The organism is Paenibacillus sp. 2003, assembly GCF_031455635.1.
Taxonomy (GTDB): domain Bacteria; phylum Bacillota; class Bacilli; order Paenibacillales; family Paenibacillaceae; genus Paenibacillus; species Paenibacillus amylolyticus_B.
In genome coordinates this window covers 1,976,672-2,003,424 of record NZ_JAVDTB010000001.1, presented here as the reverse complement: position 1 = coordinate 2,003,424, position 26,753 = coordinate 1,976,672, and the positions used below count along the sequence as shown (strand labels likewise).

Genomic DNA, 26,753 nt, shown 5'->3' with positions numbered 1-26,753 from the left:
TTGTTTTTATATCCTAAAACCGATACACAGCTCTGGTTTGTCTTTTCGCCCAGTCAGTTTCCCTTCACAGTCAATCTAAAGATTTTGGATTCCGCCGGTTCCAGTGAGACCGTGAGCTCTCCAGACGTTTCCCCTTGTGAGCCTTCCCACAGATCTTGCACATTGTATAGGGCATTGGCGTTTAGCCCGGCCCGTTTCAGCGAGATGGATTTCTCCGCAGCCTGTGCAGCATCAAAGTTGAAGACGGCGAGATAGAAACACTTTTCTTCCGGCGATTCCAGGACAAACACGTCAGAAGACAGCTTCCCCAGATCACCTTCAAGTGGACGGAAGGTTTTGCCCATACGAGCAACGTTCAAAATATCCGTGTTACCAAGCCAAGCTCTTGCCCGTTCGGCAGCTTCCTCTTTGCGGAAGTCATCCCCGAGCAGGAGCACCGTACCGGCAATAACTGAAGCGGTCAGACGGCTACGTCCTTCATGCCAGCCAGTAGTATCCTGGTTGAAGCTCTTGTATAACACCGAATGATCCGGATCATTGTAGCGATAGAGCGTATTGCTCATCCACCAACCGTGTGTCAACGAGTTCAGCATATATTCCGTATCCGCAAGTGTACCGAAGACATCACAGGAAATACGGCGGCTGTGGGCAAATGCATACGGAAATAATGGAGCGATGGACAAGTTTATGAAAAATGGCCGTCCGATTACTTCTGGTGAGATCTTATGCTGCAAATAAGACATGCCATAGTGATAAGCCGCAATCCCTGTTGTAATATCCGGATTGTGGTGCTGTCCTTCCAGCGAGCCATGCGCCAAGAAATCCAGTTTGATATATTCGAAACCTTCCGAGATGAATTTGTCGGTGAACCAGTCGATCCTTTGCAGATTGCCGGGATGTGTCGGATCAATAGCCAGACCACCGTCTACATCCGGCAGGATCTCGCCTCCACTGTCACGCAGCAGAATGTCTCCATAGGTGTATGTGCCGTTCGTTCCTTCGACCACCTGACCGAACTGATCGGGCCCTCCCCAGAAGGCAAATGGGGTCCAGTACGTTCCCGCTCTATGTCCATTTTGCCGTACTCGGTCCAGTGCGATCTTCATCTCTTCCGGTGTAAAGTTGTCCCAGAACGCATCAAAGTTGATATATAAAGTATCTTCATTCTGGAATCCAAGCGGCTGTACTTCTTTTTTTAGAAAATCGCTGGTTGCTGTATACAGATCATAGTCCAGATCACTCATGCCCGCGGACCAGCTGTTCCACCCGATCGGAACGCCGCCCTCCCAAGGCAATTGAGCCTCAATCCAGGTATTCGCCTGACCGTAGGCTTCAAGGCCTTCACGGTAGTCTTCATAGAATCCGATGAATACCAGGGGGGATTCAACTCTCTTTCCCTTCACATAACCATGAGGCTGGGAATCGCGAGTCAGTTCACTCACGGCACCGCCGTACAGATCAAGTCCCTCGATATGTCCACTTTGTTCGCTTTGCATACGGATCCCTGTTTTCCAAACCTTATGCGTAAGGGAACCCATCACAATTCCCCAGCGGCTGTCGGGCGCGAACAAGGCAGTCACCTCGTAACTCTCCACATCCAGTGGCGGTTTGACCACCGTATATCTGACCCATTTGTCGTTATCAAACGGTACGCGCAGAATGCTCGGTTCATCCTGGCCGGATTCTCCACCGATTGATATGGTTTTGGATTGGATCACAGCCATCCGGTTCACCTTAAGCTCTTCATCACTGACTATAGCGGTCTGCACCAGTACAAACGGTGACGATTCATACATATAGAAATGCTGCTCCAGCTGTGGCAGCAACGAAGCTTTATGCAGAACAACCAAGCGGATGCCTTTTCCAAAACCTTCTCGAACAATATCTTCCTGTTCCTTCAGCTCATGGTTCTGATAATGATCCGTGCTGTATTCCCGGCCCTGCCAGCGAAAAGCACTACGAATGCCCTTTACATGGGAAGAATGGTTGCCGATGCAGGACGCTTCACCATTTTCAAGATTGATCTCCAGACTCACGTGCCCGTTTGTAACGCTTACAAGATTAACATTCTGTTGCTGCACTTGTACGGCTGTATCGCTAGTTAGCATCATATGCCTCCTTATTGTTGCATGCTGTGCCCTGAGCGGAGCCGGTTATGTCTCCCCTGCCCAAGTCTGCCCTCATTATAAAGACCGAATAGAGCATTTTCCATGCAACGATCTTCCGATCCATAACGCGATTTAATTCAATTTAACCTTCTAGGTATGGTTGAACCCGGACTGACCGCTGTTACGCCTTCCGCTGTTCGGAATTTATGCTCCGGCGAAGTTGAAGGTGAAGTCACAAGCTCTTAAACTTCACCCAATCGAATAGCAATTAAATCCGAATTGCCTTTTCTTTGAATACCGTGCTCCGGTACCGCCAGCACAAAAGTATAGATCGTCACCTGACTCATCGTATTCAGGTAACCAGCACTTACCTATGTCCTTGTCCTTCGACAAGAGTTGCAGCCGATGAACTAAATTATCAAGTCTAAATATAAACGACCGATTCCCAGGTTGAAATATTGGGAATCGGTCGTAAGCCTTTTTCAGAGTATGCGATTTCAGGTTCTCCGGATTGCACAGCATCTGTTCCATCTGATCTTCATTCGCTGTATCCGAAATCGCAAATTACAGTTCTTTATACACGCGAACATAATCTACTTGCATAGTCGCCGGGATATCGGAGGCGCTTGGAATACGGCCGCCGTCAAAGTTTCCGCCGACTGCCAAGTTCATAATGAGATAGAACGGCTCATCGAAAGGTGCGTTCGGATTATTCGGTGCAGCTGCGGAATACCACTGCTCGTTAGTGACTTTATAGTAAAACTTGCCGTCTACATACCATTTGATATTGTCCTCTTCCCAGACTACCGAGTATACATGATAATCATTGGCAATAGTTTGCCCTTCCGGGAAGTGATAATCGCCGCCCGAATACTGGTTCCCGGGCCATTGTCCACCAAAGTGTATGGTACCGCTTACTGATCCAGGCAGACGGCCTCTCGCTTCCATAACATCAATTTCTCCTGATGCAGCCCAAGTGCCATACACCGAATCTTTTGGAAGCATCCACAGTGCTGGCCATACACCATCACCTGTAGGAAGCTTGGCACGAAAATCGACTCTGCCGTACTTCAAGGACAGTTTATCTTTGGTGTTAATCTTTCCTGAAGAATACTGTGCATACCGATTCGGGTCTTGCGGGAAAGATTTGCTGTCGTTCATGGCTTTGATATTCAGCTTTCCGTCCTGTACATATACATTTTGAGTGCTGTTTGTGTAGTGCTGCAGCTCTGCATTACCCCATCCCCATGTAGCGGGATCGTTGTTGAGATAATATCCTGTTTCATAGTTCCATTTGCTTGTATCCAGCGTAGTTCCGTTAAACTCATCCTGCCAGATGAGGTTCATGCCCGCGATTGCCGGGTTGGTTGGCGTTCCGATGGAGATATCCTCTTGGTCGGATACATCCGGACGCGGAGCATTTGGATTGCCGATGAAGGTATAGTTGACGAAGTTGTTGCCCATATTCCCACCCGCCTGACCGTTCAGCGGATAGCCGATACGAATCTGCATATTCTCTTGGATCGGCTGGAACCAAAGGCCATAGACGTAATCGGCCCAGTATCCCCACTGATTGGCATCGGACATATTGTTGTACCCATTACCGGAGTATGCAAATTTGCTCTGGCTGGAGTTACTCAAATCAACCCATTGCCCATTGATGTTAATTTGGTATACAAAATTGCCCAGTTCCTTGGCGATTGGCGCCCCCCCATCAATTTTCGGAAGTGGAACCCCAATGGAACCATTCGCATCTGCTGTGAAGGTTGTTCCTTCGTATGGCGTAATGACATATGAATTTCTTGTAGGTTCATTAAATGTAATGGTATAAACAAGATTAGCCGAAGAAGTCTTTGATTCCAATTTGACATTGATCGACTCCGTTACGTTAAACCAGTACCCACCGCCGCCATCCGTGAATTGGCCAAAATTTTGATCGTAGATCCAGCCGCTGGCTGCGTTATTGTCAATATCAATCCAGGTGCTGCTGTTTACAGGTTTGACATACACCTTCAAATCATCCGCAACAGCTTCATAAGTGACCGCAGGATTATTGTTGAACGTTGGATATGTAAAGCCTGCACCGCCTGTGAAACTTGCTGTGATCTGTGGACCTTGTGTTGCATTCATCGCTGTAATGGTTGTTTTGTTGATGTTTTGGAATACAAGTTGATACTCGAGCTTAACACCATTCGCTTTGGAGTACAGTTGAATCTCGGTTGTTGCGGAGAGGGTGAACCAATAGCCATTGAAGCCGCCATCGCTCCAGTGCCCCCAGTTTTGGTTATAGATATAACCGCCTGCCTGGTCGATATCAACCCAGTTGTTTCCCACTTTTACATTAACGCCCACATCACTGTGAACATCATTCCATGTCGCGGAGCCACCATTGAACTTAGGCATAACAAATCCGTAGCTGGCCTTGCCAACCCCTGATTTTGAAATAACTGGCCCGTCCGCGGGTGAGAAGTACTCCATTGAGGTTACGGTAGTTCCCGCTGCCTGAACCTTTGAAGCTGGCAGAATGCCAATACTCGCCAGCATCACAACCACAAGGAACATAGCGAGTACCTTTTTCATAAACCGTTTCGCTGTAAAGTGAGATGGTTTCATAATTGTCCTCCTTATAATAGAATAATAGCTTTTCCCAATCCATGTGCATTAAGGAAATCGCTTACATGAAGGGATATCTTTATTCTATCGAATAGGTTAATTTGCTGAAAAGGTACAATTGTTTTTGTGGTATCCCATTTTTTTGGCTTTTGATTCAATCTGCCTTCTGCCGCATCATCTGTCGGTACTCTGTGGGTTGGATCTGCATCACATGTCGGAACGCCCGTGTAAAGCTTTTGTAGCTTTCATATCCAACCATAGCAGCCACCTCAACAATTTTATGATCAGTTTCAGCGAGAAGCCGCCGCGCTTTATCCAGACGCACATCTCGTAGGTATTCAGCAAAACCTTTACCCATATTCTTCTTAAACAGATTTGAAAAATAAGCATAATTAAGCGATACATGATTGGATACCATCGCAAGGTCCAGCGGTTTATGGTAACTCTCGTGTATAAAACGAATGGCTTCATTTAGATCCTGCGAATGGCGATAGCTGCATTTATAGTCATAATATAACTGATTCAGCCGAAGCAGCTGCTGTTGCAGTGCTTGTATATAATCACGCATCCCTTGATAATCAAAGAGATTACGCAATGATTCAAGGTCCAGCACTTCTTTCCCCATATAAGGACGGATAACTCGTTCGTATTCCTCCATCATCTGAACGGTGGCGGCGCAGAGCTGTTGGGTATAGCGAATAGGATAGCGTTGCAGTACCTTTTTGTGAAATATTGCAGAAATACCCTGAGTAATTATTCCACTGTTATCTGTTCCAACTGACTGGAAGAGTTCATATAAGTCTTCATAGGGAAGTTGCCACTGCTGCTCCATATGCTCAATATGTGCTGGAAAGATACTGTACTGATCAGGAAACAGGTAACTGTGGCGATAGAGCTCAAGCACTTGGGTATAGCTGTCTGGTAGTTCTTTTAACCCCTGAATCGGGTTAGTCATGGCCGTTATGGCATCGATCTTTCCTTCCTTGAGCGCTGCAGGCAAAACACTTGGATCTATGGACGCATCCACCGCAAGGATCAGGTATGGGCGATGTTGCAGGCAAATACAACCTTGTCTGCCAATCACACGATAAGCAATGGATTCCATGCTATGGGTGCTGCTGGCTCCGGCCTGGTTAATGCCAACTTCTTCCCTCAGCAGGGCTAGGCGATAATTACGCCATAACGCATCATTTTGTTCCTCAATCTGAAGAATCCATGCGTCATCACTTAACGCACCTTGCATAAACATTCTTACTTCTTTACTCTCGGTCTCTTGGGCGAGACGGGATACATGCTGCATATTATGCGTAAGTGCCTGCCGTGTCTGGATCTCTTGCCATATATGCTCCAGGGAATTTTGCAGATCCTCTCGCTTCAAAGGTTTTAGCAAGTAACCCTTTGCCCCAAGTCCGATCGCTTTTTGGGCATATGTAAAATCACTATAACCGCTGATAATGAGGTATTCCACATCCATATATTCCTCTTTGGTTTGAGCCATGAGTGCCAACCCATCCATATCCGGCATCCTAATATCGGTAATAACGATGTGAATGCAATGTTGCCGCAATAGGCACAGCGCCTCAATCCCGCTCGCGGCACAGTATATGTTGTTCAGTTCCAGAGGAAATTGATGCAGCATGGCCTGCAGGCCGTCACGAATGTGTTTTTGATCGTCCACAATCAGGATATTAATCATGCTCTACCACCCTCCAAGATTTACATTTTCCCAAGGCAAGCGTATCGTTACACAGGTATATGCACCTTGCACACTATCAATCCAAAGACCGCAATTCTTGCCATAATGAAGCTGCAACCGCTTATTCACGTTTTCCAAACCAAGTCCGCTCCTGCTAGTAACCATCGGCATATCCGATTCGCTTCGCAGTACTGCCTGAAGACGGTGTAACATCTCAGGCTCTAACCCCTTTCCGTCATCTCTTATGTTAATGAATAGCAGACTGTCATTCTCCACAGAAAAGGTAATCTCTATAGATACCCTGCCACCTGAAGGTGCCCCGTGATGAACGGCATTTTCAACGATGGGCTGCATACACATCTTGGGAATGGCGTAGCGAAGTATCTCCTGAGGAAGATCCGCGGTCATAACGATACTGCCGCCTTCCATAAAGTTGATAAATTCAATATAACTTTGGATATTGGCAAGCTCCTCACGAAAAGCAACGGTATCGCTACGCCACTGCATGCTGTAGCGTAGTTGGGAGCCCAACGACACCAATGAATTGGCTATAGCAGGCTGCCTCTGTACCTCTGCCACCATCCGGATCGATTCCAGGGCGTTATATAAAAAATGGGAGTTAATTTGCGAATGCAGGGAGTGCAACTGTGCGTTTTTGGCAATTAACTGTTTATCCACGACCTGTGTCATTAGGCGTTTGACTTCATGTAACATTTTATTGTAATTCACCGCCACCTCATCGATTTCATCCCCTCTTTCGTTCTCATCCAGGCCTGTATCAATCATTGAATCCAGCTCGCCTTTCCGTACCTGACGCATGGATACCAATACGCTGTCCAACCGCCGGAAAATACGCCGCGTCGTTTGGGATACGAGTAACATAATCAGCAGCAATACACATAATGTAATCGTTACCACAAATGCATACCAACTGCGCGGCCCTTTCATCAATGCCTGATGAGAAGCAATATCGACTACATAAGTGTTCAACGGAGCGATGTATCGATACAATGCATAGTAGCTCTCATCTCCTACCTTAACCTGAAGTGGGCTTTCCTGCGGCGATATATCCAGCTGGCGATGAATACTGCCAAGGATCTTCTCCAGCCCCAGCCCGTACTTCTCAGAAAACTCATGCTGGGGATTGTAAACATACTGGGGAGGATCACTTGCGTTCATCAACACCGAAAAGAAGTCCCCCTTGTTCTCCTGTAGCAGGTCGCTGAAAAACATGCTGTGGGGAACTCGCACTTCCATAATACTAGGGCGTTTTTGTTCCTGCCCTTGAAGGCGAACCAGACGATAGTAGGATAATGTGTGCTCACCATCCCTAAAAGAAAATAAGCGGTAAGCCGCGCCACCTTCATCCCGAAGCTTTACCCAATAATCCTGCGGCGAAAATTTCTTGTAATGATAGATTTCAGGCCAGATTTCATACAAGTTTGGGTTATCGACGTAAAAGCTAAGCTCACTGATCATCGAATTGCTTTGAATGATATTAAGCATTTGCTCAAACTGGTTTTGCTTAAACTTCACCAGACGCAGTCCATCCACAAGCATATTGGAATGAATAAAATCCACAAATGACTTTTGAGTAAGGGCTGTATTGGAAGCGTTCTCAATTGTATCCATTCTTCTGCGCAATTGTTCATTCAGCCATGAAACGTGGCTGTTGCCCGTTGCCATAGCGTCCTTATATAGCTGGGTTTCTTGCATGCGGATATACACAAAGGATATCAAAATAACAGGTATCGCAATCATCAGGCTAAATGCCAGAAACAGCTTTTGGGATATACGGGCATTGCGATAAAGCTTCCTCAATCTCGTCAGCAGGTATTTCATTCTGATGTATTCACCACCTTTGTCATACCATATAATACTAGTTAGCTGATAGGTAACCATGTATTAGGGAATGGTTATCTGGCTATCTTGGCTTTCCGCAGCTCCAGTTCAGCCTGGCGATATTCCATCACCTGGTTAAAGCCGTAGTTCACACGACGTATCAGAAAATTTTCGAAAATCTTGTCAAAGGCAGTTTCATCCTTCGCTGTAATAAGTTCTGGCAGCACTTCTTCCCAATTCTGAGAAATACGTGACCAGGCTAACGCTATATCGGAATCCCCTACAGGATCGAGTCCCTTATAGATGCCGCTGTCCAGATCGGCGTGTTGGTTAGCGAACGCCTCCATTTGCTTAATGGACGGAGTATGCTCTGGTCTCCACGGGTTAACGAAAGCAGGGTTTCGCAGCATCCAGTAGGTATCCATAATGCCATATTCCTTTTCCAGCCGCTCCCGATCCGTGTCATGCAACTGGACCATTGCCGCCGTCAACCGGGGTTTGCCGTTCTCCATCGTCCAGGTTTCACCTTCTTTGCCCAAAAATAAATCCCTTTGGCCTTCTTCGCTGGCCAGATAGGTCAAAAATCGGATGGCACGTTCAGGTTTTTTTGTGGACCTGCTAATCATCGTAACCATCCAGCCATCCATGCTGCCGGGGAACAGTTTGGCGGATTCTCCCCTTCTGCTCCGGGGTCCATCTACAGCAATATAGTATGAACTCTGATTCGTAAGGGCTTCCAATTTCGCATTGAGGTCCGATATGTCTGTCCATTCCCGAATCATCATAAAATATTGGGCATGGTTGGTTTTATCCTGCACCTGTGCACTGGAGTCGACCAGAAAATCAACATTAATCAGGCCCTGCTCGTAAGCGGTACGAAATGTTTTCAGCCACTCGATATAATCGGGATCTGTCATTCGGTCGTATACTTTACCGTTCTGCTCATGGGGGATTGCAAGCAGATTTTGCAAATACTCGGTCATCCCATAGGATGCATTCCCCTGTGCCCAAAATGGACTGATGAGCTGACCTTTATAAACCGAATATTGATTCTTCAGCAAGTGCAGTGCATCTAGAAAACCTTTCGGTGTGCTAAGGTCCGGTTTGCCCATCGACTCATACAGATCTTTACGTACGAGAAAGGTTTGGTTGGCTCCCGTCAAGCCGGTTGAACGCATCTGTTCGGGACTGTACGCATCATTGGGAATGACATAGGTATGACCGTCTTCCTGCCGATACCATTGTAGAACACCATCACCTGCCACCTTGTAAAAGTAAGGATCATACTGGTTGGCTAGCTCATCCAGGGCATAGATGAGATTACTCTCTCGAAGTTTGTTAACCGCACTCTCCCAGGAGCCGATGGTTATCAAATCCGGCAGACTGCCGGTCGTCAACATCCGTGATAACATCTCGCTTGGTTCACCGGTTGATACTTCAAATTCGATATTGACCCCTGTTTTTTTGGTGACATATTTGGAAGTCAGGCTTTCACCCCAAGTGTGCCCGTACCATTCGGCCCCAACGAACCACGTTAGATTCACGGGGGTGGTATCCAGCTTCCATGACGGTTCTTCCACATTCAGATTAAGGCTTTGTGTCTGCTCCGTGAAGTCAGCCTTTGTCGAAGCACCCTTATCTTCCGATTGCTCTGAGTCAGAACAAGCAGCCAAGCCTGACATCAGACACATCATCAACAAGGCTAAAATAAAAGAACTTCGAAACATGAACACCTAAGCACCTCCTTTCTATACTCGCCATCTCCAATCCCCATCTGCACCAGCATTCATACGAGTAGTTGTACAACCGATTTTACTATCATTGGATTAAAATGGAAATGCTTTCATGGTCGATTCTCGGATCATCCGCAACATTCTCTCTAACGAAACATAACTTGTAATAAATCAATGGAAGGGAGACTAATTCATGTATTTAATCTGGATACTTATTGTCGGTGGGCTAATTGGCTGGTTAAGTGGAAATCTGATTGGACGGGACGTGCCGGGAGGCGTACTCGGAAATATCATTGCTGGCTTTGTTGGCTCATGGTTAGGGTATGAACTGTTGGGACCGAGGGGGCCAGTGGTGGGTGGATTTCATATCATACCCGCGATCGTCGGGTCAATCATTGCTCTCTTGATTTTCTATGCTCTGGCACGCGGTGGAGCGTTCCGAAGACGTTAACAGGCGGAGACGTAAACCTGTTGTATATGGGATAATCCTGATCAGAGATGCTGCGACATCAGCAACTTTCATCAAAAAGGCCCGAACCGATAATCTTAGAATGATTAACGATTCGGGCCAGTGTTCTTACATATCATAATGCAAGAGAATGGGGAATGTCATAATAGCGACACTGAAGGGAGCAATGTTCTTGTCCATACTAGTTCGTTTCTCTCAACAATATTTTGTTATCGCTGGCAGTTAAATGGATGGTGCATGGTGATGGCTAAAATCACTTGGAGATTATTACTCTCAGATGCAGTATTACTCTATTAAGCGTCAACTATCTTCATCCTATTATTTCCCTTACATATTCAGAGCACTCTTGGACCAAGTCATGTAACTTATTAAAGTCTACACATCGTTTTTCCATTAGTGGATTATCCCAATCAAAATCTTTAATTATAACCACAGCAAACTCCTTCCTATACCAGCCAACATCAATAATAATCCTTCCATCGTTATAGCTGACTTGAAAAATATCTTCTTGATCCAAGAATTCCGTTCCATTGTAAGCAATAATTCCTGGTGAGAAATCTATGTCATCAAACATTAATTATGCTCCCCTCACGTTTGCTAGCGTATAGAATTCAAGCGCAGAAGTCGTGTTCATGATTACGGCCTCTTCTTTGGATTTCAATTGTTCGATTAATGAAGAAATCATCCGGATCGGTCTGAGTAAATTAGTCGTGAGGGCAGCCGATTAATTTGGTCGGCTGCCTTCTTAGTTTCGTTAAACTATAATTTCGCCGTCAGTTCAATAAAAAATTTTCTCCTTTAAGATATTTCCTAAAATAGTTCTGAATAACTGATGGGAAATTTTCCGCTAAGGATGGTTGTTCATTTGAATTTAGAGAGTGGAATGCAAAAGTCCTAATTATTGACCAAATAAAAAATGCTTCTAATATCTCGAAATAATTCTCTTGTAGTTGATTTACTTTGCTATACGATGAAATAAATACTTTCCTATTCTCAGATGAAAGGTGCATAAATGTTTCAGCCATATCAAATAAATAAAAGCCATAGCCACAATTTGAAAAATCTATAGGTCGAGGAATATCCTCATAAAAAACATAGTTACTCTCATGAAGGTCAGAATGAATAATTCCCCAATTACTTAACAAACGTTTATGACTTTGTATCACATTTGCTATTTTATGGGCTGACTCTTCCACGTAAACAAACACTTCACTTGAGATAAGCTCTAAATTTACTAACTGTTTTAATTGATTAAGTGATGAATATAAATGATCAGAATTGTATATTGGTCTATTAAAGCCTTCAGGTGGAATCCACTGCATAGAATGTTTATGTAGAGCCGCCATTAAGAGAGCCAAATTTTCAGTTTCATTACTTGTTGGCTCTCTTTTAAGCACACTTCCATGAATCCAATGATGAATAGTCACCATGAATGTATTTTCGCTAAGATCAGTTGATATTTCTGTTACCAGATCACCTTGAAAATTTCTGACAGGGGCAGGTACGACGAGATTTGTGTCTTTAACCAAAGCTTCAAGCCAAATAAGCTCTGATGCAACATTCCCTTTTGAGTGAATGGAAATCGTTGAAATATGGATTTTGATAAGATACTTTTGATTATCATCGTTGGTCTGAACTTGAAATGTAACATTATCACTCTTTCCGAGATACACAAGTTTTTCCCAAATGATTGGGTATTGATGTAAAGCTTCTTTCGCTACCTTCGCATAATCTTCCTCAGAAAGCATAGTATCCACTCCAGTTAATGTGATTTTTACTCCACAATTCTACCAAGTAGACTTTATTTTCTGGTGATAAAAATTGATTATAACTAAACTTTACTGCTCAGTAATTGAATAAAGCCGCCGATCCTGTTGATCGGCGGCCTCCTTTGGTTTTATGGAACTATTGTTTCCCGTGCGTTAATGAACTGTCTTCCTAATTAAAACCCACCTCTAGAATGGATGATTTGTCCGGTGATCCATTGGGAATCATCGCTTGCCAGAAAAGCAATCAGACGGGATACATCTTCAGGAAGACCGATCCTGCCCATCGGAAATCCCGGTAGCAAGGCTTTTTTCACTTCTTCTGACATCCAACCCGTATCGGTAGGACCGGGATCAACCGCATTCACAGTAATGTGAAAAGGAGCTAGTTCAGCAGATAGACATTCGGTAAAGGTGGAGACGGCGCCTTTCGTTGCGGCATAAGCGAGATTGCCAGGCATCGGCCCCTTACCCTGACCGGACGTAAGGTTGATGATCCGGCCGCCGTTAAGGGCCTGACGGCCGGCCAGTTCAACCTCCAGCATACGCGCAAATTCGGCCGATAGCATGAACGTACCTCGAATGTTCATGGCGCAGTGCGCATCAATCAGTGATGCATTCAATTGACGGAAATCAGCTGATACGCTGTACGTAGCGTTGTTGACGAGAATGGTCGGCAGCCCGACAGCCGACCGGCACGCATCAAGCACTCGCGCTGGAGAAGTGGGATCGGTAAGATCGACCTCCATATGCGCTGCCTTAATGCCATAGGAGCGAAGTTCTTCAGCGAAGAGATCCGGCCAGTTCTTGTCAGCATCTTCCGGATTCTCTGTCTTATCGTAATCGTACAGATGGGTATAGAACACATTAGCGCCTTCGTGTGCCAACGTGCGGCAGACGGCAGTTCCGATCCCTCCAGGGCGGCTTGTGCCTGTTACGATAGCGGTTTTCCCATGTAGTTTGGTCATTTTATTTCCTCCGTTTAATAAGGGAGGGAGAAATCCATTTTTCATTGGAGATGGAATTATCCTAGGTATAACAAAAACGGATACATCAAGTATCCGCGCCCGGGTTTGATCAAACGGTTCCTCGCGTCCCTTGAATGATTGCAGATCGGCATCACAAACGAGGCGTGTGGTAATAACCAAAACACCAAGTCGAGCGATCCAGTTTAGATAATCATTACAAGGAAGTCCACATTGTCCAGCGAGTCCCCTTTCCTACATCTCCACTTCAAATATTACGAGTCAGACTCAATTACTGTCAAGATAATAAATACATGGGATTACAGTTCCGGTGAATATGGTTGGGTGGTCAAGCATCCAGCTAACCTGCAGACTGTTCACTTTTTTGAATGTAACTTTATATTCGATTTTTACAACTTCAATTCATATCGTATATCAGGTAAATTCTCTTCATTTTCTTGTCCTCTACCAGTGATTTCAAAACCATTATTCTCATAAAATCTTTGGGCATTTTTATTAACTTCAAATGTATATAAAGTTAATTTTCCATTTGCTTGTGCTTTTGCTTTATTAAGCAAGGTTCGCCCTATTCCATTCCCTTGATAATCAATATGAATATAAAGTTGGCTTATCTCAGTTTCACTATAGGCAATCATTCCAACTACTTTTTCATCAATTAACGCTAAATCTATTTGATACTGTTTAGATAGTATATCATTTAAAAAATATAGATGGTTTTCGAAGCTATGGGTTTCACCCTGACCAATTGCCCGTTCCTTACTATCTCTCCACATTTTCACTGTATGTTCAGCATACTTGGGATTATAGTTAGATACTTTAATTTCAAGTTTTTTCATTAATATACCGCCTTAAATAGAAAGATTTTCAAACGATGAAGTATTTACTCTATTAAGTGTCAACTATCTTCATTTTATTATTTCCCTTACATATTTAGAGCACTCTTGGACCAAGTTATGTAAATTATTCGAGGTGTAAGCAATAATTCCTGGTGAGAAATCAATGTCATCAAACATTAATTATGCTCCCCTCACTTTGATTTTTAAATATTGCAGTTTTTGTATGTCTCATAATCCAAACGACCATCCCCCGGTGGAATACCGAGAAACGGTCGTAGCGTAAATTTCGTCTTTTTGTCTACTTGACAGGGTAATGATCATAAATAGTGACTTTTACTGAACTAATGTTCTTGTCCTTATACAATTTTTTCTAAAGACAATATTAAATCAGTGTTCTATGGCCCCCAGTTACCTCTGCATGCTCATCTGTTATATGCGTTCATTAATTCTGATCAGTAATTTCTTTAAGATTTGCTTCTCCTCGTCATTTAGGGCTTGAACGATTTCATCCTCCACTTTTTGAAATGAGTTATTGAAGTCTTCAATCAAGTCAACCGCTTTTGGTAATACATAAATATTTTTTTGCCGTTCATTATTGGCCGGGATTTTACGTTCGATGAAACCTTTTTGCTCTAGACCTTGAAGCATGCTTGTAACGCTTGCCCCACGCAGATGAAACCGATCTGCAAGATCCTTTTGAATAATATGATTATCTTGATTCTCATAAATATAATCAATTACTTTTCCTTGTTGAGAACTTAATCCTAACTCTTTTATACTCTCATCCGCTCTTTTCTTTAACTTAAGACCGATAATTTGAAACAATTCCATATAAGGCGTATCTTCTCGGGAATGCATGACCGTCCATCGTCCCCTCCGTAATTGTTAGGAATCTAATTGTAAGTAGCTAAAATATACAGTGATCCCAGTAGGCTTGTCAAACATTTGTTAGTCTATTGACTGTTAGATACCTAACAGTTATACTCCGAAGTGTTGAATCACAAACACATTAGGAGGATTTTTTATGATGGAGAAATTAAATCAAAATGCTGGGTTAGAAGAAATTACGGCGATTACAAATGTACGGATCTTTGATGGATATCAAATTATTGCTCCCAGACATATTGTCATAAAAGGGGTGTCCATTATCTCAGTGGGCGGAGACATCCCAAGCGATGCAACAATTATCGATGGAGAAAATGCGACATTAATACCTGGTCTCATTGATGCACATGTTCATACCTCAATTGGCGGATTACGAGATGCCTTAAAATTCGGTGTTACAACAGAACTTGAAATGAACGGCGATTTTACTAAAAGAGGGCGCGAAATTCAGCTTAAAAATGTGGATGACATCGCAGACGTCCGATCTGCTGGTACAGCGATTACCGCTCCTGGTGGGCACCCAGATGAATTACTGCCTGATGGAGATGAAATACCTGAATTCGTATTAAAGGAACTAGAGAAGTTATCGGAGGAAGACCGGGAAGCAATGTTGGCCGCCTACGCTCACGATCACGACGAAATACCTCAAGTGACAACGGTTGAAGAAGCGATCAAACATGTGCATACCCAAGTGGAGAATGGATCTGACTATATTAAGATCATGATTGAAGAGGGAACGGTCATGGGTGCACCTGGCCTGCCTGTTCTAAGTGACGAGATTCTAAAAACAGCCGTTACTGAAGCCCACAAATTCGATAAGTTGGTTATTGCCCACGTTTTGACGGCTCTTTCATCGAAGGCAGCTATCGATTATGGAGTCGACGGTTTGGGGCACTTGTTTATCGACAGACCCGAGTACACGTCCGAATTGGTCAAATCCATAGCTGATTCTGGAGCTTTTGTTACACCGTGCTTGGTGTTGAATTCATCGATTATAGGTAATCCGGCATCAGAATTGGCTAATGATCCACGAGTTCATTCCAAATTAAGTCCGGATTGGATCGATATCTTGAACTCAAGCTTCAATACGTTCCCACAAGGCAATATGGAGAACAGCTTTAATAATGTGATGGATCTTCACCATGCCGGAGTTGATATTCTTGTAGGGACGGATGTCGCACCGGTTCCCGTTCCGAACCTTGGTGGCCTTGCTCATGGGGCCAGTGTTCACCACGAAATGCAGCTGCTGGTGAAGGCTGGGTTCACTCCGATCGAAGCTCTTCAGTCGGCTACTTCCAAACCGGCCCGTTGCTTTGGTCTACATGATCGTGGCCGGATTACCGAAGGTGCACGTGCTGATCTTATTCTCATTAACGGTGATCCGATCACTAATATTTCAGATACCTTGTCAATCAAATCTGTGTGGTTCAATGGTTCGCAAAAACTAGGCTAAAACTAGTAGTTTATATTTCCTAATTGTAAAATCACTAAGAAGAGGGAGTGCAAAATGCAGTCCCTCTTCGACTTTAATCAATTTATCCATCTACTAATTTTTTGGAACGATGCCCAGCGAAAATGAGTTGCTATTTGATCCCCTTCTGCTACCAGCTCCTTAACAGTCCATTGTATATCGTAAAAACCAGATCTCATCATATGAATTATAAAGAGATAACCACATCGAAATGTGCTCGGGATAGTTCTTTCCCCCAGTCGGCCTGTGCTTCCTTGTATAAGGGATACTGATATGCCCTGGCATAAAACCCATTTCCAAATAAAGCAAAGATACTGGCGTTTGTCCCCGCTGTCCAACAATATACCGCTTCACCTTTAACTCTTTGTCCGCGATATAACGACGGATCATGGCTATATTTTGAGAACCTGTCTCTAATGAAATCTCCGGAAGAATTTCCGGTTTCTAGTTGAAGTGGAGCAAGAACATTTTGATTAAGCGACGCTTTATCTGTCAATTCTTCCATATAGATTATAGCGGCTAGTTCTCCGGTCTGTTTTATGCTTAACTTTCGGATGATTAAGTCGGGAGTATTCGTAAAGATTTCTTCAATTCTACCCAAGGATTCGTTCAAATTTTCGGTGATATTTTCCTCTTTTGTGTTCATGGCATATACATCGCGCCTTGTTCGCATGTACACTTTGCAATTTGAAGTCAACGTTTCATCGGAAAAGTTTTCTGCCTTTTTATTTATCTTTTTCGTGATTCCCGGTTTGCCAAAAGATCTGCTCGTATTTGTTGCCGCATCCATGAGTTATACTCTTATTTTCTATGTTCATTTGAGCAAATCAGTAATATCAACGTTCATATGTTCGGTAAGCATTAAGGTTACATCCACTTTCACTTTGCTCCATAATAATGTCATTTTATGAATGTAACCTCTCACCGAATAATCTACCGTTAAACTCAGTTCAGATCTCACTTCATCTATGATTTTAATATGATGTTCCTTTAGCCTTTGTTTCGATTTGTACATTTCTAAAGCAATTTTCTTTTGGGTACCGTCCAAGTAGTCAACATACACAGATTTCATTTTGAAGTTTGAAGCGTATATTTTATGCTTATCTACCTCCAGAGCACCTAAAAGATAAGGGAGCTCTACCACCCTCTTCACGAGTGAAAGTTCCTCGAAAGTCTGTCGCACTTTATACGCCTCCTTCTTCAAGTTTTACAGCGACCAATTGATCAAAATCGACCCATTCAAATCCATTCTCCATTTCAATTTTGATTTTCTTTCCAAAGGAACTGACTGAAGTGACGATCCCGTGTATATACCGATTGCCTGACTCAGTAAATATTTCAAAGGTGGCTTGCAATGTATAATTGAGCGACATATCTATATTCTGAGTAATAATCTCCCACTCATCTTCATGGATCAGTGGTTTCGTTTGAACATGAATTTGAGTACGATGCTGTATAATTCGTTCTTTATGTTGTGGAAGCATCATGCGGCTCGATTCCCATAATCCATTGGCCTCCAGTTTCTTGCTCATTTATAATGCCCCCCAATTTTAGATGCTCGATCGATCGCTTGACCCGCAGCCGTAATGGAGCTCGCTCGTAGAATGGCAATGTCGCCAAATCGATCTTTAATGTCGTCCATCACCTGATCAATGGCTCGTTTCTGCTCTTGATCATCAAAGAAAGATAGTTGATATGTATCCGCGTTGGATAATTGAGACAGGGATACGCCTACACGGCGCACAGGTTGCCCATCCCAATGTTGATGGAATATGCGTTTGGCTATCTTGCACACATCAACGGTTATATTTGTAGGATCAGACAGTTTAACCTGCCTGTGAAAACCAGTGGGGTGGTCAAAATCCGCTCCAGATACACTTACGGATACGACACTACCCATCAATCCCTTTTGGCGGGCTCTTCTGCATACTTCTGTGCAGATATCGAGAATAACCACTTCGATCTCCCAAGCCTCTGCGAAATCTCTAGGCAGGGTCATTCCGTTTCCGATATCTTTTTGTGTACTGTGCGTGTTGACGGTTACCGGCGAATTGTCGAGTCCATTTGCGACTCGCCAGATGACTTCTCCATTAACACCCCACTTACTTCTTAATTTGGAAAGAGGCGTATTCGCCAGGTCTCTAATGGTTCGGATGCCCATCTTCCACAGATGTTTTTCCATTCTTGAGCCTATTCCCCACATATCGCGGATGGGCTTATCTCCAATATGGAGGTGTAACTCCTCTTTCTTTAAGTAGAAAATACCCCCCTCTGCTTTTTTAGCAATCATATCGCAGCACAATTTACTGATGACTTTGTTTTCACCAATGCCAGCTCTCGCGTAAACACCTGTTTCATTATAGATTTTGTCTTGAATTTGCTTGGCCAAATCGATTGGATCATTACCGAATAGATGCATAGACCCTGTAAAATCAGCGAATAATTCGTCTATACTGTACGGTTCGACCAGATCGGTGAACTCTTCAATAATGGACATGATTTGAGTGGATACTTCGATATATTCTTGCATGTGTGGTCTCACAATGATCAGTTCAGGGCACTTCTGAAGAGACTGCCAGAGTGGTTCCGCGGTAGACACACCCTTCGCTTTGGCTAGTGGACAAGCGGCAAGGATAATTCCAGAGCGTCTTGCAGGGTCTCCCGCAACAGCTAATGGTCTATTTTTGTATTGAGGCATTTTTGCCTTTTCGACTGAAGCATAAAAGCTCTGCATATCGATGAGCATAATGGTTCGTTGCTTAGCCAACACTGAAATCACTCCTGTACTTTTAAGAACGTATGTTTGTATATTATAAACCGAACACACGTTCTTTATGCAAGAGGTAAATATTTATATTAGGCATACGACGAAGTGATGGATTCAAATCATACTCAGTCACACCAGCTTCTCCATCATTTGAACTCCCACCTGAACCAGAGTTTTCATTCAGAAAAAATGTAAATGTAAGTATTGTATTTTAATTGGTCAATCGTAGTTTTGGTGGTACAAAAAAACCACCTCATGAACGGCGGTCGTATTCCTGTTACTAGTCAATATTAAAATCTTCATCAGTCTCATAAGTTGAAAAACAATGAGGGCATTGATGCCACCAGACTTGCTGCCAATTTGAATATGTACTACGAGCAACAAACTGGTTTCCATTAATGTTGTATATCGTGTTACATAAGGTGCATTTGAACGCTAGCATTGGAAGTGGTTGAACTTTGAGTATCTCCCCATCGATCTGATTAATGTATTTTGCAAGACTAATATCGAAATTTAAATCGATGTTTTCATTACTAATGAGTTCTTTTAGATTGGAATGAAGTGTATTAGTGCCAGCATCACAAAAATCTGTTGAGTTTGCACTTATAAAAACGCAGAGTGATATTGTTTACCCTTGAGAAACTCTAAATAACTCAAGAAAATAATTGCATCTCCCATACTATTTTTTACGGAAGGATCAGCTTTCTTTTCTTTTTTTTCTGGAGCATCAATTGATCCGAAGAAAGGTGACTCTTTGTTTAAAGCCATTTCAGCTGCTTCAATTTTCACCTTATCTGCGATTGCAAAAGATTGAAATTCCTCAAATAACCTTAAAATTAGCTCTAGGCGTAAACCATATGAATCGGAAATGTATGTATCCTTCGCAGATTCGACCTTCTTAAACCACTCGGCAGATGGATTAATGTTTTCAAAACTGGAGCCTGCGTTCGAGTCATTATGTATGATCCAATTGTTATTGTTTAACGAGAAAGGTATTGTTCATCTACAGTTAGGGCATGAATTAATCAACTTACTTTCATGAAATACACATTCATTGAAGAATGGTCCCCTCCCTTTCAAGCAGTCTATACACCAATGAAGATCTTTGTGAAACCAATGTTCCCGGGAACAACATAATACAGTCGAAGTTCTGTAATCGTTGAAAGAGCAGGATACCCCTACTCCAAAAGGGTGTCGAGGAGCAACGATACATACGATCAATAACAGAAGCTGTCCTGCCCAAAAATTTTTCATCGATCGTGCTTGCGACTAAGCATCATCGAGGACAGATTCAGTTGAATATTCATGGTCATGACTGCGATATATGTGATAAAACCCAGGATCATTGGCAGCATACTGAGTGTAAAATTGGTGATATTGTTGGTCTTAACCACATCAGGGAATGAAGAAGAACCGATCACTTCTTCATGGTCGGCTCTTCTTCATTAAAATTTTATAAGTATCACGAAATTATGTCTCTTGTGCAATATGTGCGTTATCTGGCGCTTTTTGGTTCATGATCGGAACCATGACCAGTGCGCCAAGAAGAAATAATAATCCTGCACCGCCATAGATCGTCCCCAGTGAAAAGGCATCCTTTAACGCGCCAGCGAAAGACATGGAAACGACCATCATGCCAACGAACATCGGATTCAGAACCCCATTCACCCGGCCGACAATCGAAGCCTCTGACCATTTTAGAATCATTGTGCTGATCCCAATATGGATGCAAGGGAAAACAAGTCCATTCAGAAATTGAACGGTCAGGGTGAGCGGAACGCTTGTCGAATACCCTACAATGGCTGTGCAGACTGCGCCTGCGATCATACCTATCGCTAGAAGAATCTGCGGCGGAACCCGCTTGGCGAAGACGGCTACGATTCCGCCACCAATCAGCATAGCTGCACCATTTACCATCAGCAGATATTGCAGGAACTCCTCGCTCCTGCCCAGCCGCTCCGTTACGATAAATAGGTTGAGCGCTTGGGCTACACCAACAGCGAGTCCTGCGAGAATAAACGCAAGTCCGAGCATCCGCAGTACTTGGCTTTGCCAAACATAGCGGAAGCCTTCAATGAATTCTTTACGGAACTGCCCTTTTACAGCGACGGTTTGAGCTTGCATATTATCCTCTGGCAGACGAATAAGAACGAGTGCGGAGAGCAGAAAAACCACGCCCATGACAGCGATCGATATTTCAAGGCCAAAAGTGCTGTAAACCAAGGTTCCGAGCATAGGACCAAGCACCATGAAGATGGCCATCAGCGATTGGAATAGAGCCATCCCTTGCTGCAGCTGTTCTTCCGGCACATGATACTTAAACAATCGCATGCTTGAAGGTTGGGAGAACTGCGAAAGAATAGCCGAGATGAATGCGACAAGGTAGACGGAGTGCCAAGAACCGTAATGTATGGTCAGGAGTACTACGAATACCGATACCGCGGATAATAAATCGCACCAGATCATCGTTCGCTTCGGCCGCCAGCGGTCGGCAAATGTACCTCCGATGAACGAAAAAACAAAAATTGGCGCGAATTCTGCTACGCTGATTAGCGAAATGGCGTAAGGATCATTGTTTGTTCTATCCGCAACGTACAGGAGAATAGCGAAATTACGTACCCAGATGCCAACCTGCAGGAGCACGCTTGATAATAAAATCGTCTGCAGGAACCGATTGCGAAACAGGCTTGGCGCATTGGTGCTTTTTTCGTCCCTATTCAATCTTTTCAACCTCCAATTTGTCTATAAAGATGCCCATTTTGAATAAGATATGACTCTCCTTTCAATTCCTAATTATACGGACTTCATCATCGTTCACCTCCTACTAAAGACTGAAATTTCAGAGTCCGGATTGGATCGATATTTTGAATTTTTCAATACGTTCCCGCAAGGCAATATGGAGAACAGCTTTAAGAATGTGATGGATCTTCACCGTGCCGGAGTTGATATTCTGGTAGGGACGGATGTTGCGCCGGTTCCCGTTCAGAACCTTGGCGGCCTTGCTCACGGAGTAAGCGGCCACCACGAAATAGAGCTGCTGGTGAAGGCCGGGTTCACTCCAATTGAAGCTCTTCAGTCGGTTACTTCCAAACCGGCCCGTTGCTTTGGTCTTCACGATCGCGGCCGTATTACCGAAGGTGCGCGCGCTGACCTTATTCTCGTAAACGGTGATCCGACAAGCAATATCTCGATTAGCCTCCAGATTATCCATACCTTGGATTGGTAACACGTGGTGATACTGTCCGTGAAGCGCTACATGCGTCAATATATCACGAACAGACGTGGAATATGATGCCCCGGTGTGATTCTTATAAAAGAGTATTCTAGCCCACCTTAATGGGGTTGCTGATATCGTTCCAGAGCCCCCATAATGAGCAAATTTGTTTTCCTTCACATCATAAAAGCTGCAGTTAATCTTCTGATCAGCTGCCGCTGTGTAGTTCTGAACTATCGTTTCCCTTTAGTTGAATCAATATTTTACTTTTATAATTTCCAAATGCTCTTCTCTAAAAATAATCAAAAGTGGGGCTAGAATATTAATATGTTCTTATTATGTTGCATTAAGAATGAATTGTCCTTCTTCAGCTTTAATTTCAAAGAAGTACTTTGTATCTCTAATCAGGCCATCTAAATGCTTGCTGGTCCTTTCTGGGACAAGGCCATCATTAATGATGCAAATAGTGACCGAAATGTTCCTCTTGTTTTCCTGCTGAAAAACTGTCGATTGACCTGTTCTATAAATGGAACTATACTTTGTAGCAAAGAAGGTGAGTAGATGAAACAAATAAGCAGTCGCTTTTCGATGGCAGTCCATATTCTCTCGATGATTACGTTGGATCCCATATATAGTACAGGTGATCGAATTGCACGTAGCATCAATAGTAACCCTGTTGTAATTAGAAGGATTATGGCCCAGCTCAAAAAAGCAGGGTATATTGAAACAAAACCAGGAGTTGCGGGGGCCTCCCTTCTGGTATCGCCCGAAAGATTAACCCTGCTGGATATCTTTCAAGCGGTCGAATCTGTGGAAGGAAATCAGCTTTTTAATTTTCACAAGAATACTGACCCCAATTGCTCTGTAGGTATGAACATTGAATCGATACTATTACCAAAACTCTCTAATGCGCAGAAGGTCATGGAGCATGAACTGGCTTCTGTTACCCTAGCTCAAATTGTGGAGCAAATACGAACAGAGGCAAATGTAAAATAAAGCTGCTCCTACGGTGTATGGAGTAGCTTTATTTTACATTTTTTAATTTTTCCCAATCAAACAGTAGCTTGCGCAGGCTCTACATATTCAATAAAACTGCCATCGGGATGCTGCACAAAAATGCTTGGACCAATAGGACCACACTGATGCCTTATTATAAGGGTATTTTGTTTTTTTAATTCTTCCTTCAATTCGTTCATGGAATCCACATACACCACGGCACGGAGTGATTTAGCAGGCTCCATGGCATCGGGACTTCCAGATACAATAACGTAAGGATAGACTGTGGCTAAAGATAAGCCAGCTTCAGGAATGTCCCACGTCCGATCCATAGATCGGTTAGCAAGAGATTCATAATAAGCAACGGTTGATTCAAGTTGCTCGGTAAAAACGGGGATAAAATGATTTAAGATTTTCATGTTAGCCTCCTATTTTTTGTTTTTAATTATAACCACAATAGTTATAACTGTTTTAGTTATATAAAAACATCTTGATTCTGTCAATTTTTTTGATGAGTATTCTCATGATTTTGCATACTTGTTTCGTCTACTTGAGATCTGTTTGGTCACTCGATTCCTGGCAATGACATCGTTTTCTGACGCCTTAGCTTGGCATCTCTTTTCCACTACACAAAGGGTTTGATTGCTGAGTTTTTCAAACCAAGCAAAAAACACGGGCATGGTTTCCCCTCTACTTCCTAACTGTGCTGAAGTAAGATTCAACGTTTAGATATACATCTAATCGATAATAGGAACATGTTCTTGTCCATGATCTCCATCATGATGCTATTTAGATAATTACCTAATCCGAAATGACACAATGTTCTTGTCCTTGGCTCGGGACAAAAACTTGTACCGATAAAATAAAAAAGCCGCTAAAATAGCGACTTCAATGGGACGATGTTCTTGCCCCTCGATATATATATATGCCAACTTTTATCGTTAGCAAAACCGCAATCAGTTTGATGGCTGATTTTCGTTTTAAACAGTGCATTTTCCATAAGCGCAAAGAAAGACGCGTACGCCTTCTGAGATGATGCGTTTGGTTTGTTCCTCCTCCAAATTGCCTGCTTTTATCGGTTGATCAAATACCAACAAAAACGTTAAGGCAGCGAAGTGCTTTGTAGCCATTACAGGATCTGGCACATCGAGCAGTCCGGTTTGTCCAAACTCGGTAAACCTCCTGATAATCCCCTCTTCCGTTGCGTTATCCAGCTTTTCTAAAAACGAGCCTGGCAGGTTGGCCGCTTCCATTGTAACCAGACGGATCAAAGCGCTGTAATCTGACGAACCGTTCGCAGAAGCTACGAATTGTTCGCAGAATAAGATGAGCGCCTGCTCCAGATCCTCGAATTCCCAGAGATAGGCTGATATCCCTTTCTTGATCATGTCCAGAACCGCCTCACTGGTTTCTTCCACAACAGCAAGCAGCAAGTTCTGTTTATCGCCATAATAATCATAAACGGTCCGTTTGGAAACTCCCGCTTTCGCTGCGACTGCATCGACGCTGGAACGATCAAACCCATCTGAAAGAAACAGGTCTCGTGCTGCCGCAATAATTTTGGCTCGTTTGTCTGAAGAGCCTTTGCGGATTTTTTTGTTTTCCGTATTATCCATCCTAATGTTTCCCCCCTATAGGTATACTATCAAAAATGAGTTCCACTTTACAAACTACACTGCACGGTGTAGTATAATCAATGCAACATATCACAATCAATGATTAAGGAGGATTTTATCCATGAAAACCGTGCAGTCTTTTGTTGATGTTCTCATTGTCGGGGCCGGACCAACAGGACTTACACTTGCCTGTGACCTTGCCCGTCGAAACGTCGACCATCGTATTATTGAACGAAGCGCCTTATATAACGTAGCGTCTCGCGCCAAAGCAATCCAGCCCCGCTCGCTTGAGGTTGTTGATGATTTGGAGGCCGTTCGTTACATTATGGACACAGGTGTTGTGGATTTGCCTGTTCGTTACTATACCGAAGGTGGCAGCAGTGTGGACAAGCCGGCTATTACCGTTGCAGCCAGCGCCGAACTGGAGACACCCTATCGTGATCCGGTTTGGATTGCTCAGTATGATGTGGAAAAAGCATTGCGCGACCGCTATTCGGCGCTTGGCGGTCAAGTCGAGTTGGGCGTGGAAGCTGTAGGGCTTGAACAGGAATTGGACGGTGTGACGGTAACCGTGAATACACCGCAAGGAGAAGAGCAAATTCGCGCTCGTTATGTCGTCGGCGCTGACGGGGGCAAAAGCAATATCCGCAAGTTTATTCAGTTGCAGCTGGTTGGAGAAACACACGATGATGAGCGATGGTATCTTGGCGATGTACGATTGGAAGGGTTAGATCGTGACCATATCCATATCTGGACATCTTCGGAGGGGATGGTCGGAGTGACACCGCTACCGAAATCCGATATTTGGCAGCTGCAGGCTACAATTCCGGCAGACATTGAAGAACCAGAGCAGCCATCGCTAGTGGCGTATCAAGCCATGTTTGACCGCCGGGCCGGGGCAGGACTTGTTCGGCTCACGGATGCTTCCTGGCTTTCCATCTACCGGGTCAACGTCCGTATGGTTGAATGCTACCGCAATGGCCGGGTCTTCCTTGCCGGCGATGCTGCTCATGTTCATTCGCCGGCCGGCGGTCAAGGCATGAATACGGGGATGCAGGACGCGTACAATCTCGGCTGGAAGCTGGCAACTGTCATACGCGGAGCGGACACCGCCTTGCTCGACACGTACGATGAGGAGCGCCGCCCAGTGGCTCAAGCTGTTCTTGAGGACAGCACGAAGAAGATGGGAGTGGTCATAGGAACGGCGACTGAAGGCGGAGGGTTGTCCCAAACTTTGAGCACCATATCCGACGATCTGACGAGTGGGCTTCTCATTTCCTATCGGTCAAGTTCTCTTACCCGCCCGTCTGCTCGAACGAATGTTACCCGTTCATTGCCCGGGGATCGTGCTCCTAATGCCGGGGGTCTGCAAGGTACAGATTTTACAGAAAGTGTATTTGACCTGTTGCGTGGTCCACACTGGACTCTTTTGGCTTTTGTAAACCGCACAGATCATCTTTCTTTGGAGAACTTCACCTACGACGAACTTCATGTGCATTGCATCCTTCCATCGCATGTGGAAAGAGTGGAAGGCATAATAGACGCAGCAGGGAATGCCTATCGAATTTACGATGTAACAAGTAATGAATTCGTATTGATTCGTCCCGACGGTTACATCGCACTGCGGGCCTCCATTAATGATACCGCAACGATTTCGAATTACTTGAATTCCATTTATCGCGCAAACTGATTTGGACAAGGCCGGCGGAATTCTTTTCAACATCTCATATGGCTGCCGGCTCTTATATTCGTTTA

General features: G+C 44.0%; 22 protein-coding genes and 1 pseudogene. 5 read left to right on the top strand and 18 right to left on the bottom strand.

What is annotated here, in order from left to right; translation table 11 throughout:
- Positions 1–53 precede the first annotated feature (53 nt).
- The 5 genes from J2X75_RS08780 to J2X75_RS08760 all read right to left on the bottom strand — a co-directional run bounded on the left by J2X75_RS08780 (position 54) and on the right by J2X75_RS08760 (position 9,986).
- On the bottom strand, positions 54–2,111 hold the full coding sequence (locus J2X75_RS08780; protein WP_310335800.1) for an alpha-galactosidase: 2,058 nt from the start codon (positions 2,109–2,111) through the stop codon (positions 54–56).
- 561 nt (positions 2,112–2,672) lie between these two features.
- Entirely contained in the window at positions 2,673–4,721 is a 2,049-nt protein-coding gene (locus J2X75_RS08775) for a glycoside hydrolase family 16 protein (RefSeq protein ID WP_310335798.1), read from the bottom strand.
- Between the two features lie 154 nt (positions 4,722–4,875).
- Positions 4,876–6,417 (bottom strand): response regulator, encoded by a 1,542-nt coding sequence (locus J2X75_RS08770; RefSeq protein ID WP_310335796.1) that lies wholly within the window; start codon positions 6,415–6,417, stop codon positions 4,876–4,878.
- A 3-nt stretch (positions 6,418–6,420) separates the two neighbouring features.
- Positions 6,421–8,259: a sensor histidine kinase gene (locus tag J2X75_RS08765; protein ID WP_310335795.1), complete on the bottom strand. Its 1,839-nt coding sequence runs from the start codon at positions 8,257–8,259 to the stop codon at positions 6,421–6,423.
- A gap of 74 nt (positions 8,260–8,333) precedes the next feature.
- Positions 8,334–9,986 (bottom strand): extracellular solute-binding protein, encoded by a 1,653-nt coding sequence (locus tag J2X75_RS08760; RefSeq protein WP_310336710.1) that lies wholly within the window; start codon positions 9,984–9,986, stop codon positions 8,334–8,336.
- Between the two features lie 199 nt (positions 9,987–10,185).
- Here J2X75_RS08760 and J2X75_RS08755 point away from each other — a divergent pair, with 199 nt between their 5' ends.
- Positions 10,186–10,443: a GlsB/YeaQ/YmgE family stress response membrane protein gene (locus J2X75_RS08755; RefSeq protein ID WP_074095306.1), complete on the top strand. Its 258-nt coding sequence runs from the start codon at positions 10,186–10,188 to the stop codon at positions 10,441–10,443.
- A gap of 328 nt (positions 10,444–10,771) precedes the next feature.
- Here J2X75_RS08755 and J2X75_RS08750 read toward each other — a convergent pair whose 3' ends face one another.
- From J2X75_RS08750 to J2X75_RS08730, 5 genes are all read right to left on the bottom strand, one after another.
- Positions 10,772–11,035: a hypothetical protein gene (locus J2X75_RS08750; RefSeq protein WP_310335793.1), complete on the bottom strand. Its 264-nt coding sequence runs from the start codon at positions 11,033–11,035 to the stop codon at positions 10,772–10,774.
- Between the two features lie 199 nt (positions 11,036–11,234).
- On the bottom strand, positions 11,235–12,209 hold the full coding sequence (locus J2X75_RS08745; RefSeq protein WP_310335792.1) for a phosphotransferase enzyme family protein: 975 nt from the start codon (positions 12,207–12,209) through the stop codon (positions 11,235–11,237).
- A gap of 194 nt (positions 12,210–12,403) precedes the next feature.
- Positions 12,404–13,195, bottom strand: coding sequence for an SDR family oxidoreductase (locus J2X75_RS08740; RefSeq protein WP_310335790.1), 792 nt, complete (start codon positions 13,193–13,195; stop codon positions 12,404–12,406).
- 407 nt (positions 13,196–13,602) lie between these two features.
- Positions 13,603–14,049 carry a GNAT family N-acetyltransferase gene (locus tag J2X75_RS08735; RefSeq protein WP_310335788.1) on the bottom strand — a complete coding sequence of 149 codons (447 nt, stop codon included), beginning with the start codon at positions 14,047–14,049 and terminating at the stop codon, positions 13,603–13,605.
- Between the two features lie 429 nt (positions 14,050–14,478).
- Positions 14,479–14,907 (bottom strand): MarR family winged helix-turn-helix transcriptional regulator, encoded by a 429-nt coding sequence (locus J2X75_RS08730; RefSeq protein WP_047843226.1) that lies wholly within the window; start codon positions 14,905–14,907, stop codon positions 14,479–14,481.
- A gap of 169 nt (positions 14,908–15,076) precedes the next feature.
- On the opposite strand from J2X75_RS08730, the gene J2X75_RS08725 reads away from it, so the two are divergent.
- The gene (locus J2X75_RS08725; protein WP_310336709.1) at positions 15,077–16,387 is read left to right on the top strand and encodes an amidohydrolase family protein; all 1,311 of its coding nucleotides are present in this window, start codon (positions 15,077–15,079) and stop codon (positions 16,385–16,387) included.
- Between the two features lie 159 nt (positions 16,388–16,546).
- On the opposite strand, the gene J2X75_RS08720 is transcribed toward J2X75_RS08725, so the two are convergent.
- From J2X75_RS08720 to J2X75_RS08695, 6 genes are all read right to left on the bottom strand, one after another.
- A complete protein-coding gene (locus J2X75_RS08720) occupies positions 16,547–16,795 on the bottom strand; it encodes a hypothetical protein (protein ID WP_310335786.1) in 249 nt (82 codons plus the stop codon).
- A 424-nt stretch (positions 16,796–17,219) separates the two neighbouring features.
- Positions 17,220–17,588, bottom strand: coding sequence for a YhjD family protein (locus J2X75_RS08715; RefSeq protein WP_091029878.1), 369 nt, complete (start codon positions 17,586–17,588; stop codon positions 17,220–17,222).
- Between the two features lies 1 nt (position 17,589).
- On the bottom strand, positions 17,590–17,937 hold the full coding sequence (locus J2X75_RS08710; protein ID WP_310335784.1) for a YolD-like family protein: 348 nt from the start codon (positions 17,935–17,937) through the stop codon (positions 17,590–17,592).
- Positions 17,934–19,151 carry a DNA polymerase IV gene (locus tag J2X75_RS08705; protein ID WP_397383507.1) on the bottom strand — a complete coding sequence of 406 codons (1,218 nt, stop codon included), beginning with the start codon at positions 19,149–19,151 and terminating at the stop codon, positions 17,934–17,936. The genes J2X75_RS08710 and J2X75_RS08705 overlap by 4 nt, the downstream gene beginning before the upstream one ends.
- Positions 19,152–19,775: 624 nt before the next feature.
- Positions 19,776–19,961 carry a hypothetical protein gene (locus J2X75_RS08700; RefSeq protein WP_310335782.1) on the bottom strand — a complete coding sequence of 62 codons (186 nt, stop codon included), beginning with the start codon at positions 19,959–19,961 and terminating at the stop codon, positions 19,776–19,778.
- A 681-nt stretch (positions 19,962–20,642) separates the two neighbouring features.
- A complete protein-coding gene (locus J2X75_RS08695) occupies positions 20,643–21,893 on the bottom strand; it encodes an MFS transporter (protein ID WP_310335781.1) in 1,251 nt (416 codons plus the stop codon).
- A 122-nt stretch (positions 21,894–22,015) separates the two neighbouring features.
- On the opposite strand from J2X75_RS08695, the pseudogene J2X75_RS08690 reads away from it, so the two are divergent.
- Both J2X75_RS08690 and J2X75_RS08685 read left to right on the top strand, forming a co-directional pair.
- Positions 22,016–22,398: pseudogene (locus J2X75_RS08690) on the top strand (amidohydrolase family protein); the annotation flags it as partial.
- Between the two features lie 549 nt (positions 22,399–22,947).
- Complete coding sequence (locus J2X75_RS08685; protein WP_128102248.1) at positions 22,948–23,382, top strand: Rrf2 family transcriptional regulator; 435 nt, start codon at positions 22,948–22,950, stop codon at positions 23,380–23,382.
- A gap of 56 nt (positions 23,383–23,438) precedes the next feature.
- Here the strand turns inward: J2X75_RS08685 and J2X75_RS08680 are convergent, their stop codons facing one another.
- Together J2X75_RS08680 and J2X75_RS08675 are read right to left on the bottom strand one after the other, a co-directional pair.
- A complete protein-coding gene (locus tag J2X75_RS08680; RefSeq protein ID WP_310335780.1) occupies positions 23,439–23,801 on the bottom strand; it encodes a VOC family protein in 363 nt (120 codons plus the stop codon).
- A 561-nt stretch (positions 23,802–24,362) separates the two neighbouring features.
- Positions 24,363–24,998: a TetR/AcrR family transcriptional regulator gene (locus tag J2X75_RS08675; protein WP_307536059.1), complete on the bottom strand. Its 636-nt coding sequence runs from the start codon at positions 24,996–24,998 to the stop codon at positions 24,363–24,365.
- A gap of 121 nt (positions 24,999–25,119) precedes the next feature.
- On the opposite strand from J2X75_RS08675, the gene J2X75_RS08670 reads away from it, so the two are divergent.
- The gene (locus tag J2X75_RS08670; protein WP_310335779.1) at positions 25,120–26,688 is read left to right on the top strand and encodes an FAD-dependent monooxygenase; all 1,569 of its coding nucleotides are present in this window, start codon (positions 25,120–25,122) and stop codon (positions 26,686–26,688) included.
- Positions 26,689–26,753 lie beyond the last annotated feature (65 nt).